Origin of the sequence: Methylopila henanensis, from assembly GCF_042681025.1 — a bacterium.
Taxonomy (GTDB): domain Bacteria; phylum Pseudomonadota; class Alphaproteobacteria; order Rhizobiales; family Methylopilaceae; genus Methylopila; species Methylopila henanensis.
The window spans coordinates 784,861-799,895 of sequence record NZ_JBHUER010000010.1 but is presented as its reverse complement, the minus strand read 5'-3'; the positions used below and the strand labels follow the sequence as shown (position 1 = coordinate 799,895).

The window sequence follows — 15,035 nt, the reverse complement described above, 5'->3', positions numbered from 1 at the left end:
GGCCGCTCCGGGCGAGGCGCGCGAGCCGCGGGGCCGCCCCGAGAGGGGGCCGCGGCCCGACCGCGATCGTCCCCGCGGCGACGGCGGTCGTCCGCATGGCGAGGGCGGGCGACCCCAAGGCGAGGGCGTGCGTCCCGGCGACGGGCGCAAGGGCGGCCGTGACCGCCGGGGCGGCGACCGCCCCGATCGGGACCGCCCGCGCGGCGGCGAGGACCGCGGCCGGCGGCATGGCGGCGGCGCGCCGGTCATGACATCCGCGCCTCCGAAGCGCCCGGAGCGCGGGCCGGATCCGGACTCGCCGTTCGCGAAGCTCGCCGCGCTCAAGGCCCAGCTCGAGCAGGGCCCGAAGCCCGGCCGCGACCCCAAGGGCGGGCAGGGCGCGCGAAAGGGCTCCGACGCCAACGGCGACGCCTGACGCGACGATGCGGAGGCCGGAGGAGACCCCGCCGGAACGCCTCCGCATCGACGTCTGGCTCTGGCGCGCCCGCGTCGCAAGGACGCGCGCGCTGGCGGTCGGCCTCGTCCAGTCCGGCCATGTCCGCGTCAACGGCCAGCGCGTGCGCGCGCCCGGCCATGCGCTGAAGCGCGGCGACGTGCTGACGATCGCGCTGTCGGCGGCCGTGCGCGTGCTGCGCGTCGTGGACTTCGGCGAGCGGCGCGGGCCTGCGACGGAAGCGCGCGCCCTGTTCGACGACTTGGGGCCGCATCAGGGCGAAAATGCTGCGCCGCAAGATGGTCGGCTGGAATAACGCAACGATCCTGCGTTCCGAAGCCATCCTCCGCACGCATTGTTCAAAAAGCTCATTTTTCAGGCATCTCTCACTGATTTCTAACTTTTCTGACGTTTCCGTGAGGAAGGTTGTCGGTCGACTACATCGCCGTTGTTATCGACGTAAGCGCGCGATTTTGCGTTGCAGCATGCTTTTGTCGAACCCTCTGCGAGGAGCTGGACATGGCCGACATCTTCGACGCCGCCCTGCGTTTCCAGGGCGAAGTCTTCACCAAGGACAAGGCGCTCTACCAACGCCTCGCCCGGGACGGGCAGAGCCCGAAGGCGCTGGTGATCTCCTGCGCCGACAGCCGCGTCGCGCCCGAGCACATCACCCAGGCGGGACCCGGCGAGATCTTCGTCTGCCGCAACGCCGGCAACATCGTCCCGCCCTTCGCGCAGATGAACGGCGGCGTGTCCTCGGCGATCGAATACGCCGTGGTGGCCCTGGGCGTCGCGGACATCGTGGTGTGCGGGCATTCCGAGTGCGGGGCGATGAAGGCCCTGCGCCATCCCGCGAGCCTCGATCCGATGCCCAACGTGAAGGCCAGGCTCAAGCACGCCTCGGCCGCCCAGAGCATCGTCTGCGAGGCCTACCCGCCGGACCTCGACGAGGCCGCGGCCTGCCGCGCGCTGTCGATGGAGAACGTGGTGGTGCAGATCAACCATCTGCGCACCCACCCCTCGGTCGCCGCCAAGCTCGCCCGCGGCGAGATTCGCCTGCACGGCTGGTACTTCGAGATCGAGACCGGGACGATCTTCGCCTACGACGGCGAGGCGGGCCGGTTCGAACCGATCCGCGGCGACCGACCCGCGCCCGTCGCGGTCGGCCCCGCCCGTCCTGCGGCCCCGCTGGCCGTCGCGGCGGAATGAGGAGCGCGCCCATGAGCACGTTCGCTCCGAAACCGTCCCTCTCCGCCTCGCTCAGCCGGGACTTTCCCGCCTCGATCGTGGTCTTCATGGTCGCCCTGCCGCTGTGCATGGGCATCGCCGTCGCCTCCGGCGTCCCGGCGGAACTGGGCCTCGTCACCGGCGTCGTCGGCGGCGTGGTCGTCGGCCTGATCGGCGGCTCGCCGCTCCAGGTCAGCGGTCCCGCCGCAGGCCTCGCGGTCGTGGTGTTCGAGATCGTCCGCGAGCATGGCCTCGAGATGCTGGGGCCGATCCTGCTGCTCGCCGGCGCGCTGCAGATCGCCGCCGGCCTGCTCGGCCTCGGCAAGTGGTTCAAGGTGATCTCGCCGGCCGTGGTCCACGGCATGCTCGCGGGCATCGGCGTGCTGATCGTGGTGGTCCAGCTCCATGTGCTGATCGACGGCGCTCCGCTTCCGAACGCGCTCGAAAGCCTGATCGCGATCCCCGCCGCCTTCGGCGACGTGGTGCGGCTCACCACGGTGAAGGGTCCCGCGGCGCTGGCGGTCGGCCTCACCACCATTCTGGCGATGATCGCCTGGGAAAGGCTCCGCCCGGCGAACCTCAGGCTCATTCCCGGCGCGCTGGTGGGAGTGGCGGCGGGCACCGCGCTGGCCGCGGTTTTCGCGCTGCCGATCAAGCGGGTCGAGATCCCGGAGTCGATCCTCGGCGGCCTGAACCTCACCGACGCCGCGGGCCTCGCGGGGCTGATGGCGCCCGGGCCGCTGCTCGCGGCCGTGATCATCGCCGTGATCGCCAGCGCCGAAACGATGCTGTCGGCCGCGGCGGTCGACAAGATGCACGCCGGCCCGCGCACGGCCTACGACCGCGAACTCTCCGCTCAGGGCGTCGGCAACGCGATCTGCGGCGCGTTGGGCGCGCTGCCGATGACCGGCGTGATCGTGCGCTCCTCGGCCAATGTGCAGGCGGGCGCCGTGTCGCGGTGGTCGGCGGTGCTGCACGGCCTGTGGATCCTGGCCTTCGTCGCAGCGGTTCCCTGGGCGCTGGAGGTCGTGCCGGCCGCGGCCCTGGCCGGCATCCTGATCGTCACCGGCTGGCGTCTTGTCAGCGTTCAGCACGCCCGCGGCCTGTTCCGGCGGCACGGCGCCCTGCCCGCCGCGGTGTGGGCCGCGACGCTGATCGTCGTCGTCGCCGTGGACCTGCTCACCGGCGTGCTGGTCGGGCTCGCCCTCGCAGGGATCGAGATCCTGCCGCACCTGAAGCGGCGCTACCTGGTCGTGCGCCGCCACGAGACGGCGGACGGCGGCGTGGAGATGCGGCTCGCGGGGGCCGCGACCTTCCTCCAGCTTCCCCAGCTGGAGAAGGAGCTCGCCGCCGTGCCGGAGGGCGCGACCGTCACGCTGCGGACCAGCCATCTCTCCTACATCGACCACACCACGTCGGAGATGATCGCGGATTGGGCCGAACGCCGCACGGGCGGAACGCGGATGCCCGTGGACCGCTCGGCCCCCGGCCACGAGCGGAGGCTGGCGAGCGCGCTTCCGGCCTGACCGCGACAGGCGGACGCGACCCCGAGGGCGGCGCCCATGCCGCCCTTGCGAAGCACGGGCGCGTCCGCTACGTCACCCGGACCGAACCGGGAGACTGGCATGACCTATGTGGTCACCGACAACTGCATCCGCTGCAAGTACACGGATTGCGTGGAGGTGTGCCCGGTCGACTGCTTCTATGAAGGCGAGAACATGCTCGTCATCCACCCCGACGAGTGCATCGACTGCGGGGTGTGCGAGCCGGAATGCCCGGCGGAGGCGATCAAGCCGGACACCGAGCCCGGCCTCGAAAGCTGGATCAAGCTGAACGGCGACTACGCCAAGTCCTGGCCGAACATCACGGTCAGGCGCGACCCGCCGGAGGACGCCAAGGAGTTCGACGGCAAGCCTAACAAGCTGGCGGAGTTCTTCTCGCCGGAGCCCGGCCAGGGAGACTGAGCGGCGGCGCCACGGCGGAAGCGTGTGGCGCCCATGCGTCTATTTCATTGATTTTTTGGTCCGTTCGTGATACCCATCACGCAACGGTCAAAAACGACGCGCGCCGCCCAAGCCGTCATGCCGACGGTGTTTTCGCCAGGAAAGCTGAAGCGGTTGAAACTGTCCGGGCGTCGTATCGGCGCGGCGGGACAGGCGGCGTTTTTCTCTGAGGGGAACGGTGTTCGAGGGACCCGGACATATGCGCCGGGCTCGTCGTTGGCCGTCGCCGCCGACCCGGCCCGCCGGGTTCCACTTGTCGCGGTCCGTCCCGCCGCGGGACGACACGGAGTTCGGAACAGTATGACCACCAAGAAGACTTCGCAGGCCAAGCACGGGTTCAAGGCGCTGGAGCACGTGGTCTACCCGTCGCACGGCGTCGGGCAGATCGTGGCGATCGAGGAGCAGGAGATCGCCGGGCACACGCTTGAGCTGTTCGTCATTTCCTTCGAGAAGGACAAGATGACGCTCCGCGTGCCGGTGGCGAAGATCGCGAGCGCCGGCATGCGCAAGCTGTCCGAGCCGCAGGTGGTCGCCAAGGCGCTCGAGACCCTGACCGGCCGCGCCCGCGTCAAGAAGACGATGTGGAGCCGCCGCGCGCAGGAGTACGAGGCGAAGATCAACTCGGGCGACCTCGTCGCGATCGCCGAGGTGGTGCGCGACCTCTACCGCGCCGACACCCAGCCGGAGCAGTCCTACAGCGAGCGCCAGCTCTATGAATCGGCGCTCGACCGCATGATGCGCGAGCTCGGCGCCGCCGAGCGGCTGACCGACATCGAAGCCCAGAAGAAGATCGAAGGCCAACTCGCCAAGGGCCCGCGCCGCGGCGGCAAGGCCGAGGAGATCGAGGCGGAGGCCGAGGTCGCCGAGCAGGAAGAGGCCGCCTGAGGCGCTTCTTTCCTCGCAGGATCGTTTGCGAAGGGCCCGGCGCATATGCGCCGGGCCCTTCGTCGTTTCCGCCCTTCGCGCGTTGCGCGCCGGAGCGGGCCGGCAAGGGCGGAAGGCGCCGAGTTCACGAAACCGTGATTGAAAAACACCAGTCCGGCCATGTCCTTTTTGCGGTCTTGCGCGTTGCCCCCACGTGAAAGCCGTCTTCGGCGGCTCAACGGGGAGTTCCACGATGTCCCAGATGGCCGGTGTTCGCCGCCGCTTCGTTCGCGCCGCCATGGAGGCGCCGTTCCTGGAGCGCGAGGAGGAGCACGATCTGGCCGTCCTGTGGAAGGACGAGAAGGACGAGGTCGCGCTGCACCGCCTCGCCGCCGCCCACATGCGGCTTGTGATCGCCATCGCCGCGCGCTTCCGCCATTACGGTCTGCCGATGCCCGACCTGATCCAGGAGGGCCATGTCGGCCTGCTCGAGGCCGCGGCCCGCTTCGAGCCGGAGCGCGAGGTGCGGTTCTCAACTTACGCCACCTGGTGGATCCGCGCCGCGATCCAGGACCACATCCTGCGCAACTGGTCGATCGTGCGCGGCGGCACCTCCTCGGCCCAGAAGGCGCTGTTCTTCAACCTGCGCCGCCTGCGCGCCCGGCTCAGCCGCACCGGCGAGACGATGATGCCCGGCGCGCTGCACGACAAGATCGCCGAGGCCGTCGGCGTGTCGGTCAAGGATGTGGCGCTGATGGACTCGCGGCTGTCGGGCCCTGACATGTCGTTGAACGCGCCGATCCTCGACAGCGATCCGAACTCTTCGTCCGAGCGCATGGACTTTCTGGTCGACGACAACCCGCTGCCGGACGAGACGGTGGGCGACTCGATCGACGGCGAGCGCCGCGTGCGCTGGCTACGCTCCGCGCTCGGCGTGCTGAATGAGCGCGAGCTGAACATCGTCCGCGCCCGGCGTCTGGCCGAGAACGCCGTAACGCTGGAGGCGCTCGGCGAGCGGCTCGGCATCTCCAAGGAGCGCGTGCGCCAGATCGAGAACCGCGCGCTCGAAAAGCTCCGCCGCGCGCTGGTCGAGCAGCACCCGCAGGCCGTCTCCGCCGCGGCGTCCTAAGGACGCGCGGACCTCGAGACGCAGAATATGAAACGCCCGGTTTTGCGCCGGGCGTTTTTCTTTGCGGTTCAAGGAAGAGCTGGTTGTCGAAGGCCTTGATCGTCGATCGGCGCCAAGGCGCGCCGAATGAGCTTCTCTGTCCTCCAGCTCGACCGTAGGGCCCATCCGTATCCTTCGACGCGGCGCGTCGTCGGGCGGAGCGGATGAGCCGGTCAGGCCGGGCCATGACGAGGGAGAGGGCGTAGAGGCTCCGCGCGTCAGACGATCAGCACGTCGGTGTGGTCGAAGGTGACGTTCTGGCCCGGCGAGAGCCGCGCGAACAGCACCGCGGGTCCTGAGCCTGCGCCGTCGGCGTCGTAGGACAGGTTTCCGGTCGCCTGATCGTAGACAAGGTGGGTGGCGAAGGCTTCGGCCGAAAGAGGCCCCTTCTCGAAGGCCTGGAACGGGTGCCCGCTGTCGAGCCAGATCTTGTCGACGCCGTGGGCGAAGCCGCTGACGGTGTCCACATTGGTCGGCCCGAGCGCCGTGTCGAACACGAACACGTCCGCGCCGCGACCGCCGGTCAGGATGTCGTTGCCAAGGCCGCCGTATAGGCGATCCGCCCCGCCGCCTCCAAGGAGAACGTCGTCGCCGGCTCCGCCGAACAGGACGTTGTCGTAGCCGTTGCCGGTGATGCGGTTGGCGAGGGCGTTGCCGACGCCGGTCGCGGCTCTCGCGGCCGCGGTTAACTCCAGGTTTTCGATTCCCGACGCCGACGACAGATCGTAACTGACGCTCGCGACGACGGTGTCGAGGCCGCCGTCGCGGGAGCCCTCGCCGACACGGTCCAGCGGCGAGTTCACGATGTACCGATCGTCGCCCAGCCCGCCGTTCATAACGTCGGCGCCCGCGCCGCCGTCGAGCACGTCGTTGGCGCTCGATCCATACAGCGTGTCGGATCCCGTTCCGCCGCGGATGATGACCTGATCGCTGCGGTCCCAGTCTGTGAAGACGAGGCTGCTCAGGTCGGCCCGGCCGTTCACGGCGTAGACCACGAGCGTCTCGGATCCTCCTGACGTGCCGCGGACCGCGAACTCGCCGATGTCGCTAACGAGATGGCTCGCGAGGAAGCGCGCCTCGAGGCCGCCGGCGGAGCCCCGCCCGTTGAGTTCGAGCGCCTCGAAGCCGGTGATGGCGCTGTCGAGAAAGTCCGCGACGCGCTCGTCGCCCGCGCGCACGCTCAGCGTGTCAAAACCCGTGCCGCCCGCAGCCGATCCGCCGTGGGGCTGACCGGATGCGACCACCCGGATCAGGTCGGCGCCCGCGCCGCCGTCGACGTCGTCGCCGTCCGCGATCTGGCCGCCCGCGGTGTTCTGGGCGAATCCGCCCCACACTATGGTGTCGTTCCCGCCTTCGCCGGAGATCGTGTCGTGGGCGGAGGTGCCGGAGATGATGTTGTCGCGTTCGTTCCCGCGGATGGTGAACTTGTTCGGGCCGCCGGGGCCGTAGGTCGATGTTCCGAATTCGGAGAGGTCGAACGCTGTGACGAAATTCTTCGTGTCGAGCGTAATGGTGACGCTGGCGGACCCGGTGAACTTGGCGCTCAGCGACACCAACCCGTCGCCGAACTTGCTGGAATTGGCGGTGAAGGTCCCGGGATCGTGGATGCCGCCGATGTAGAGATGCTCGAACGAGGTGTAGGTCGAGTCGGCGCGGAGCGAGACGCGGGGGATGTCCAATCCGCCGGTTCCCGGCAGCCACAGCGTGTCGTAGCCGTCGCCGCCGTCGTAGAATCCCTGGCTGTAGACCCGGATCAGGTCGTCGCCGTCGCCGCCATAGATCTCGTCGCCCGAGCCCTCCTGCGAAACGATCGTGTCGTTCCCGCCGAGGCCGTAGATGATGACGGGGTCGCCATAGGGCCGGTCCCTGAGTTCGTCGTCGCCCTCGGTTCCGGTGATCACGCGCGGCATGCCGGCCTCCCTCGAACGCCGCGCGCCATACACGGCTCAGCTCCGATGCTAGCCGGGGCGGGCAGAAGCGGCAATGGCGGCGCGCGTCAGGGTTGCGACTGGCCGGCGGGCGCGCTCGCGGCTGCGTTCTGCCAGGCGGCGAAGGCGTCGGCGAAGGCCTGGCCGCCGGGGGTGCCCTTCTCCAGCGTCAGCACGGCCCGACGTCCGTTGTCGTAGAGGATCGGGATGTCGATCCAGCCGCGGTCGCGCAGAAGCTGCTCGTTGACGATGCGCTCGTTCTCTATGTTCGAGAGCCCGATCAGGAAGAAGCCGCTCGTCACCCGCACCGAAAGCCCCGAGATCGGCGCGCCGCGGGCGGCCTCGTCGGTCTTCATCAGGATGCCCGGCACGTTGGCGACGCCGGCGTTGGGGAAGTTCTCCGGCAGCCGGAACTGGATCTCGACGGTGTGGCTGGCGGGCAGCGTGGCGTCGGTGTTGCGGCGGATCGTGAGCGTGGCGCGGATGCCGCGCGCGGGCACCTCAACGTCGCCGCGGAGCGCCGTCTCGAGCGGCTGCCCCTGCGCGGCGTTGACGGATTCGGTGCGCCACAGCACCGAACCGTCGACCTGCTCGCCGGACTTCTGGTCGGAGCCCTCTTCATAGAGGATCGCGCGCTGGGCGACGAGCGGGCCGGCCGGCTGGTTGGGCTGCTGCGACGGCTGGGCCGCCGGGGCCTGCGGCTGCGGTTGCGCGGCCGGGGCCTGCGGCTCGGTTCCCGGGCCGGCGTCGGGCGCGCGCGCCACGTTGGTCTCGGGCGGCTGGCCGGGTTCGGCCTGCGGCGCGGGATCGCTCAGCAGCCGGTCGTCGGACTTGCCGCCGTTGCTCGGCGTGGCGGGTTCGGGCGTCGACGCGTTCTTGGCCCCGTCGCCGGTCGTGTCGGTCGCGGCGGTCTGCGTCTCGCCGCCGCCGAACAGGGCCGCGATATGGTCGCGGCCGATCGCGACGCCGGCCACGATCGCGACCACCGCGAGCGCGGCGACGGCGACCAGCGGGCCGCGGCTCTTCTGCGGGCGTTCGGTCCCGGCTTCGCCGGCGGCGCGGATGATCGGCCGGCCGTCGGCGCGCACCTCCGGGCCGCGGCGCGGGGCGGGCGCGCGCTGCGGCGGCGGGGCGGCGTCGGCCGCGGGCTCGGGCCGGCGCTGAGGCGGGGGAGGCGGGGCCTTGGGAGCGGGTTCGGCTGGTTTCGCAGCGGGCGCAGGGGCGGCGGCCCCGCCGCCGTGCTCTTCCTCGACGCGGGCGATCGCCTCCTCGAGGCGCATGCGCTCGCGCGAGATGTCGTCTTCCGACAGCGGCGGATCGATGCTTCGAAGCTGGCGGATGATCGCGGCGCGCGCCCGTTCATAGACTGCGCGCCGGTTCTCGCCCGTGTTCGCCGGAAGTCCCGCGACCGCGCGCGAGAGCACTGGGAAATAGTCCGCCATGACTCACGACATACGTCAGCCGTCCGCGCCCGTCGAGGGCGCCGAAGACACGACGCCGAAAGCTTTTTCAGTCCTCGAACGGGTCGGCCACGAGAATCGTGTCGGCGCGTTCGGGCGAGGTCGAGACCAGCGTGATCGGGCAGCCGATCAGCTCCTCGACGCGGCGGACGTACTTGATCGCCTGCGCCGGAAGATCGGCCCAGGAGCGCGCGCCGGCGGTGGTGCCGCTCCAGCCTTCGATGGTCTCGTAGACCGGCTTCACCCGCGCCTGCGAGCCCTGGCTCGCGGGCAGGCGGTGGATCTCCTGGCCGTCGAGCTCGTAGCCGACGCAGACCTTGATCTCGTCGAGCCCGTCCAGCACGTCGAGCTTGGTCAGCGCGATTCCGTCGATGCCGGAGATGCGCGCGGTCTGCCGGAGCGCGACCGCGTCGAACCAGCCGCAGCGGCGCGGACGCCCGGTGACGGTGCCGAACTCGTGGCCGCGCTCGCCCAGCCTGCGGCCGATCGCGTCGGTGAGCTCGGTCGGGAACGGGCCCTCGCCGACGCGGGTGGTGTAGGCCTTGGCGATGCCGAGCACGTAGCCGATCGAGCGCGGCCCGAGGCCGGAGCCGGTGGCCGCCTGCCCGGCGGTGGTGTTCGACGAGGTCACGAACGGATAGGTGCCGTGGTCGACGTCGAGCAGCGCGCCTTGCGCGCCCTCGAACAGGATGCGGTCGCCGGCGCGGGCGCGCTCGTCGAGCAGCTCCCAGGTCGCGGCGATGTAGGGAAGCACCTTCGGCGCGGCGGAGGCGAGCTCGTCGTAGATCGCCTCGACGGTCAGCTCCGGGAGCTCAAAGCCGCGGCGCAGCGCGTTGTGGTGGCTGAGCAGGCGCTCGATCTTCGGCTTCAGCGTCGGCAGGTTGGCGAGATCGCGCAGGCGGATGGCGCGGCGGCCGACCTTGTCCTCATAGGCCGGGCCGATGCCGCGCTTCGTCGTGCCGATGCGGGTGCCCTCGTTCGAGCCCTCGCGCAGCGCGTCGAGCTCGCGATGGACGGAAAGAATCAGCGTGGCGTTGTCGGCGACCTTCAGGTTCTCGGGCGTCAGCTCGACGCCCTGGCTCGTGAGCCGGCCGATCTCGTCGGCGAGCGCGTGCGGGTCCACCACCACGCCGTTGCCGATCACCGAGAGCTTGCCCTTGCGCACGACGCCGGACGGCAGCAGCGAGAGCTTGTAGGTGACGCCGTCGATCACGAGGGTGTGGCCGGCGTTGTGGCCGCCCTGGAAGCGGACGACCACGTCCGCCTTCTCCGACAGCCAGTCGACGATCTTGCCCTTGCCCTCGTCGCCCCACTGGGCGCCGACCACGACGACGTTCGCCATGCTGAATTCCTTCCGGTCCCTGCGTCAGGACAAAAAAAGACCCCGGCTCGGGAGAGCCGGGGTTCTCCCGCGGCTTGCTATCGGATCAGGGCGCGGGAGGCAAGGCGGGGGAGGGATGCGGTTCCCCAGCGGGGCGTCCGCCGCGTGTCCGTGCAGGCTGGGCTCTCGATGCGCCGATGGCGACCGCCCCTTGCCAAACGGCCGGACGCCCGCGCAGTCATGCCCGCTTTCGCGGCATCCACAACTTCATGCGGACGCGCTCCGGGACCCAAGTCGTGGATGCCCAGCATGCGCCCGGCATGACGTGGAGCGCGGAAAAGGCGTCAGCCCTTCCGCCGCTCGGCGAGCAGCGCTTCTACGCGCCGCAGGTTTTCGCTCGCCATGGTATGGTAATGAGGCGCATCGGCGACCGTGAACTCCTCCAGCGCCGGGCGGTAGGCCGCGACCGCCTCCTCCAGCCGGCCAGTCCCGCTCTCGCGCTCGCCGAGCGTCGTGAGCGATACGGCGAGATTGTTCTGCGTCGTCGCCCAGTCGAGCGGGACGCGCTTGCGAGAGCGTTCCTCCAGCGCCGCGCGGTAGGCCGCGACCGCCTCCTCCAGCCGGGCGGTCCCGCTCTCGCGCGTGCTGAGCGCGTGGAGTGCGTTGCCGAGATTGTTCAGGGTCATCGCCCAGTCGAGCGGAACGCGCTCGCGCGTGTATTCCTCCAGCGCCGCGCGATAGGCCTCGACCGCTTCCTCCAGCCGGCCGGTCTCGCTTTCGCGCTCGCCGAGCGCGCGGAGTGCGTTGCCGAGATTGTTCTGCGTCATCGCCCAGCCGAGCGGCATGCGCTCGCGGGTGCATTCCTCTAGCGCCGCACGATGGGCCTCGACCGCTGCCTCCAGCCGCGCTGTCCCGCTCTCGCGCTCCCCCAGCGTCGCGAGCGCGATGCCCAAATAAATTAGGGCTGCTCTGACCTCGGCCGCTTCCCCTGCGATCGAAGTCGCGTTTCGCCAGAGGGCAATCGCCGCCAAGAGGTGGACCACGCTGCCGCGGTCCCGGCCATGCTCAAGGAGCTGAACGCCTTCCTTCCTGATCGCCGCGAAGGCGTCGGCTGGCTCGCAGATGGCTTCCGTGCGCGCCACGATTGCCGCAGCGGCGGCCTCGCCGTCGAACACCGCAAGCGCGATGTCGCGCTCGCGGTCGTAGAGCGCCGTCACTGACTCCACGTATCTCAGGCGTTCGTCCGCCGCTTCACGCCGGCGGCGTTCTTCGTCGCGTTGGAGTTGCTCCGCAGTTTGACGCAACGAAGCGCGGGCGAGACCGGACTTACCCTTGTCGACGAGCCCTCGCGCATGCGCGAGGGCTCGATCGACGAGGTCGCCGAGGTTGGTACGCTCCCGTCCCCCGACGATCTCGTCATTGTAAAGCTGAACAGCTTTGCGGACCGCCTGCATCTTGGCCTGAAGATCGAGATTGGGCGCCGCCGCGATGCTCGTCGCCATCTCGTGAATGAAGCCTTCGGCTATGTCGCGTTTGCCGGCTTCGTCCTCTGCGAGCTTCCGCAGGACGGCGACTGCGCTCTTGAGGGCGTCAACATCCGACGCGATGTCCGCCGTGCGCTCATCGATCCGTTCCGTCCGCGCGTCGATCCGGGCCGTCGTCTCACTCAGCGCTTCGAGGATCGAGCGGATCAGCGCGACCTGCTCCGCCTGCCAGACCTCGGCGAAGGCGCCGCCGGCCTTCTGCGTCGCGGCCGCGTCGAGGACGAAGATGTCGAACCAGCTCTGGGCGAAGCCCTCGCCGGTGAAGGCGCTCCGGAACAGGGGCGGGAAATCGTCTCCCTCCCGCAGGAGCCGGTGGCGGAGTTCGGCGAGGGCGGCGGCTTCGCTCAATCTTCGCGCCTGCCGCTGCGCGTCGCGGATGTCGTCCTGCCCGTCGCCGGCCTGCCGCGCGGCGAGGCTTTTGGCGTAGCCCTCCGGCAGCGTCGCCAGGGCGGCTGTGCGCACGGCGGCGTCGAGATCGTTCGGCGGGGCCTTGGCGAAGGCGAGCCTGCGGGCCACCGTGTCCTCGGCGTCGAGGAAGTCGGCGAGCCGCCGCGAGAAGCCGTCGGCCTGCGCCCCTCGCGTCTCGTCGCGATCGTCGCGGCGGGCCTCGTCGAAACGTTCGAGCGTTTTCCGCAGCGCATGCAGATGCGCCTTGCGGAGCGCCTGTTCGACGACGTGGTTCTCGTCCGTGGCGCGGCGCTTCGCGAACCAGCGCTCGGTGACGTGACGGTCGAACGCCTTGCACAGGTCGCCCGCCATGCCGCCCGCCGCGCCAAGCGCCAGTTGGCCGCCGGCGGCCATGGCGAGCCCGGCTGCGGGATCGCGCGTCAGCCAGGCGCCGGCGAGGCCAAGGGTCAGGCAGGAGAGAGTGACGCGGGGCATGTGGGCTCGGATTGCGTCGACTGTCCCTGCATCACGCAGGAGTTGCGGCGGATTCGCAAGCGGTGGGAATACCGACGTCATCCTTGCATTCCGTCGGTTTATCCGGCGTTCCGTCACGCTCCAGCATGCGTCTGCGCACGAAAACCGCGGTGGCGTTCGCCGGGGCCCAAGCCGATATCCTCGAAAGCCACGAGGAGCTGATCCATGACCGCCGCTGCTTCCGCCGCCGCTTCGCCCAAAACTGCGTCCGCCGCGCTGCCGCACGCGCTCCGGCTCGGGGTCGCGGAGCTCGCGGTGTCCGATCTCGGGCGCTCGACCGCGTTCTACGAGCGGGTGGTGGGGCTGAGAACGCTCGACCGCGAGGGCCGGGTCGCGACGCTCGGCGGGGCGGGCGGGGAGGGGGTGATCCGGCTCGTCGAGACGCCCGGGGCAGCGGCGAAACCGCGCGAGGCGGCCGGGCTGTTCCACGTTGCGATCCTGCTGCCGGAGCGGCGCGACCTTGGGCTGACGCTCGCCCGGCTGCTGCGGGAGGGCGTCCGCCGCCTTGGCGCGTCCGACCATCTCGTCAGCGAGGCGCTCTATCTCGACGATCCCGACGGCAACGGGCTCGAGATCTACCGCGACCGGCCGGAGGCGGAGTGGCCGCGCGAGAACGGCGCGCTGAAGATGGCGACCGAGCCGATGGATCGGGACGGCGTTCTGGCGCTGCTCGGGGCCGGCGCCGATCTCGACGCGCCCCAGCCGGCGGGAACGCGGCTCGGCCATGTGCACCTGCAGGTCGGCGATCTCGCGACGGCGCGCGCGTTCTGGATCGACGCCGTCGGCTTCGCGCTCACCACCACCTATCCCGGCGCGCTGTTCATGAGCGCGGGCGGCTACCACCACCATCTTGCGGCGAACGTCTGGGCGAGCCGCGGGAGCGGGCCGGCGCCGGAGGGCTCGGCCGGGCTGCGGTCGTTCGAGATCCTGCTGCCGGACGGAGGCGCTGTGGAGGAGGTCGCCGCAAGGCTCCGCGCCGCCGGCGTCGCGACGCGGGAGGGCGACGGCCTCGAGGCCTCCGACCCGTGGGGTTCGACCGCGCGGTTCCGCGTGGCCTGAGTTCCGGCGTCCGGGGCGCCTCGACCGGCCGCGCCGCGGAAGCCGGAAACGAAAAAAGCCGCCGCGGCGAACCGCGACGGCCTTCGATCAGCTCACGAAACGGCGGCGCAGGCTCAGGCCCGCGCCTCCATCTGCGCCACGTTCTTGCGCACCGCGTCCTGCACCTTCTCGAAGGCGCGCACCTCGATCTGGCGCACGCGCTCGCGGGAGACGCCGAACTCGCTCGACAGCTCCTCGAGGGTGAGCGGGTCGTCGGCGAGGCGCCGCGCCTCGAAGATGCGGCGCTCGCGGTCGTTCAGCACCATCAGCGCGCCCGAAAGCGCCTGGCGGCGGTTGTCCAGCTCCTGGTTCTCGGCGAGGCGGCTCTCCTGGCTGTCGGTCTCGTCGACCAGCCAGTCCTGCCACTCCGACGAGCCCTCGTCCTCCCGCAGCGGAGAGTTGAGCGAGGCGTCGCCGCCGAGCCGGCGGTTCATGTCGATCACGTCGGTCTCGGTCACGCCGAGCTTGGTCGCGATCTGCTTGACCTGGTCGGGCCGGAGGTCGCCCTCGTCCAGCGCCGAGATCTGGCTCTTGGCCTTGCGCAGGTTGAAGAACAGCTTCTTCTGGTTCGCGGTGGTGCCCATCTTCACGAGCGACCACGAGCGCAGGATGTACTCCTGGATCGAAGCCCGGATCCACCACATGGCGTAGGTGGCGAGCCGGAAGCCCTTCTCGGGCTCGAAGCGCTTCACGGCCTGCATGAGGCCGACATTGCCCTCCGACACGACCTCGCCGATCGGCAGGCCGTAGCCGCGATAGCCCATGGCGATCTTGGCCACGAGGCGGAGGTGGCTGGTGACGAGCCGGTGCGCGGCGTCGCGGTCGCCATGCTCGCGCCAGCGCTTGGCGAGCATGTACTCTTCCTGCGGCTCCAGCATCGGGAACTTGCGGATCTCGTCGAGGTACTTCGACAGTCCGTTGTCGCTGACGAGGATCGGGAGTGCGGCGGATGCCATATGCGTCTCCTTCGGAAAGGGCCCCCTTGCGGCGGGCCCGGTCGCGACCGCGCCTTCGCGCCGATCGCCTTTGGTCGAAGGTTATAACGCGGGAGCGCGGCGGAATGGTGTC

14 protein-coding genes are annotated in these 15,035 nt (G+C 70.3%); 8 read left to right on the top strand and 6 right to left on the bottom strand.

Features of this window, described 5'->3' with window-relative positions:
• A partial coding sequence (locus ACFSCV_RS16930; protein ID WP_378800738.1) for a hypothetical protein occupies positions 1-229 on the bottom strand: 229 nt, incomplete at its 3' end.
• 18 nt (positions 230-247) lie between these two features.
• Here ACFSCV_RS16930 and ACFSCV_RS16925 point away from each other — a divergent pair.
• From ACFSCV_RS16925 to ACFSCV_RS16895, 7 genes are all read left to right on the top strand, one after another.
• Positions 248-415 carry a hypothetical protein gene (locus tag ACFSCV_RS16925; protein WP_378800737.1) on the top strand — a complete coding sequence of 56 codons (168 nt, stop codon included), beginning with the start codon at positions 248-250 and terminating at the stop codon, positions 413-415.
• Positions 416-422: 7 nt separating this feature from the next.
• Positions 423-749 (top strand): RNA-binding S4 domain-containing protein, encoded by a 327-nt coding sequence (locus tag ACFSCV_RS16920; RefSeq protein ID WP_378800736.1) that lies wholly within the window; start codon positions 423-425, stop codon positions 747-749.
• Positions 750-952: 203 nt separating this feature from the next.
• Positions 953-1,642: a carbonic anhydrase gene (locus tag ACFSCV_RS16915; protein ID WP_378800735.1), complete on the top strand. Its 690-nt coding sequence runs from the start codon at positions 953-955 to the stop codon at positions 1,640-1,642.
• 11 nt (positions 1,643-1,653) lie between these two features.
• Positions 1,654-3,186 (top strand): SulP family inorganic anion transporter, encoded by a 1,533-nt coding sequence (locus ACFSCV_RS16910; protein WP_378800734.1) that lies wholly within the window; start codon positions 1,654-1,656, stop codon positions 3,184-3,186.
• Between the two features lie 99 nt (positions 3,187-3,285).
• Complete coding sequence (fdxA, locus tag ACFSCV_RS16905; protein WP_378800733.1) at positions 3,286-3,624, top strand: ferredoxin FdxA; 339 nt, start codon at positions 3,286-3,288, stop codon at positions 3,622-3,624.
• Positions 3,625-3,741: 117 nt separating this feature from the next.
• Positions 3,742-4,548, top strand: coding sequence for a CarD family transcriptional regulator (locus tag ACFSCV_RS16900; RefSeq protein WP_378800732.1), 807 nt, complete (start codon positions 3,742-3,744; stop codon positions 4,546-4,548).
• Positions 4,549-4,780: 232 nt separating this feature from the next.
• A complete protein-coding gene (locus ACFSCV_RS16895; protein WP_378800731.1) occupies positions 4,781-5,656 on the top strand; it encodes an RNA polymerase factor sigma-32 in 876 nt (291 codons plus the stop codon).
• Between the two features lie 257 nt (positions 5,657-5,913).
• Here ACFSCV_RS16895 and ACFSCV_RS16890 read toward each other — a convergent pair whose 3' ends face one another.
• The 4 genes from ACFSCV_RS16890 to ACFSCV_RS16875 form a co-directional block, all read right to left on the bottom strand.
• Positions 5,914-7,605 (bottom strand): calcium-binding protein, encoded by a 1,692-nt coding sequence (locus ACFSCV_RS16890; RefSeq protein WP_378800730.1) that lies wholly within the window; start codon positions 7,603-7,605, stop codon positions 5,914-5,916.
• A gap of 86 nt (positions 7,606-7,691) precedes the next feature.
• Positions 7,692-9,065 carry a hypothetical protein gene (locus ACFSCV_RS16885; protein WP_378800729.1) on the bottom strand — a complete coding sequence of 458 codons (1,374 nt, stop codon included), beginning with the start codon at positions 9,063-9,065 and terminating at the stop codon, positions 7,692-7,694.
• A 67-nt stretch (positions 9,066-9,132) separates the two neighbouring features.
• Complete coding sequence (locus ACFSCV_RS16880) at positions 9,133-10,425, bottom strand: adenylosuccinate synthase (protein WP_378800728.1); 1,293 nt, start codon at positions 10,423-10,425, stop codon at positions 9,133-9,135.
• 323 nt (positions 10,426-10,748) lie between these two features.
• Entirely contained in the window at positions 10,749-13,094 is a 2,346-nt protein-coding gene (locus tag ACFSCV_RS16875) for a tetratricopeptide repeat protein (protein WP_378800727.1), read from the bottom strand.
• Here ACFSCV_RS16875 and ACFSCV_RS16870 point away from each other — a divergent pair.
• The gene (locus ACFSCV_RS16870; RefSeq protein ID WP_378800726.1) at positions 13,035-13,928 is read left to right on the top strand and encodes a VOC family protein; all 894 of its coding nucleotides are present in this window, start codon (positions 13,035-13,037) and stop codon (positions 13,926-13,928) included. The two genes, ACFSCV_RS16875 and ACFSCV_RS16870, sit on opposite strands and share 60 nt — an antisense overlap.
• 113 nt (positions 13,929-14,041) lie before the next feature.
• Here the strand turns inward: ACFSCV_RS16870 and rpoH are convergent, their stop codons facing one another.
• Positions 14,042-14,923 (bottom strand): RNA polymerase sigma factor RpoH, encoded by an 882-nt coding sequence (rpoH, locus tag ACFSCV_RS16865; RefSeq protein WP_271199386.1) that lies wholly within the window; start codon positions 14,921-14,923, stop codon positions 14,042-14,044.
• Positions 14,924-15,035 lie beyond the last annotated feature (112 nt).

What these genes read in the sequence shown, in the direction of transcription:
- ACFSCV_RS16925 (WP_378800737.1), top strand. Translation starts at nt 248, where the DNA reads ATGACATCCGCGCCTCCGAAGCGCCCGGAGCGCGGGCCGGATCCGGAC.
- ACFSCV_RS16920 (WP_378800736.1), top strand. Translation starts at nt 423, where the DNA reads ATGCGGAGGCCGGAGGAGACCCCGCCGGAACGCCTCCGCATCGACGTC.
- ACFSCV_RS16915 (WP_378800735.1), top strand. Translation starts at nt 953, where the DNA reads ATGGCCGACATCTTCGACGCCGCCCTGCGTTTCCAGGGCGAAGTCTTC.
- ACFSCV_RS16910 (WP_378800734.1), top strand. Translation starts at nt 1,654, where the DNA reads ATGAGCACGTTCGCTCCGAAACCGTCCCTCTCCGCCTCGCTCAGCCGG.
- fdxA (WP_378800733.1), top strand. Translation starts at nt 3,286, where the DNA reads ATGACCTATGTGGTCACCGACAACTGCATCCGCTGCAAGTACACGGAT.
- ACFSCV_RS16900 (WP_378800732.1), top strand. Translation starts at nt 3,742, where the DNA reads ATGCCGACGGTGTTTTCGCCAGGAAAGCTGAAGCGGTTGAAACTGTCC.
- ACFSCV_RS16895 (WP_378800731.1), top strand. Translation starts at nt 4,781, where the DNA reads ATGTCCCAGATGGCCGGTGTTCGCCGCCGCTTCGTTCGCGCCGCCATG.
- ACFSCV_RS16890 (WP_378800730.1), bottom strand. Translation starts at nt 7,605, where the DNA reads ATGCCGCGCGTGATCACCGGAACCGAGGGCGACGACGAACTCAGGGAC.
- ACFSCV_RS16885 (WP_378800729.1), bottom strand. Translation starts at nt 9,065, where the DNA reads ATGGCGGACTATTTCCCAGTGCTCTCGCGCGCGGTCGCGGGACTTCCG.
- ACFSCV_RS16880 (WP_378800728.1), bottom strand. Translation starts at nt 10,425, where the DNA reads ATGGCGAACGTCGTCGTGGTCGGCGCCCAGTGGGGCGACGAGGGCAAG.
- ACFSCV_RS16870 (WP_378800726.1), top strand. Translation starts at nt 13,035, where the DNA reads ATGACCGCCGCTGCTTCCGCCGCCGCTTCGCCCAAAACTGCGTCCGCC.
- rpoH (WP_271199386.1), bottom strand. Translation starts at nt 14,923, where the DNA reads ATGGCATCCGCCGCACTCCCGATCCTCGTCAGCGACAACGGACTGTCG.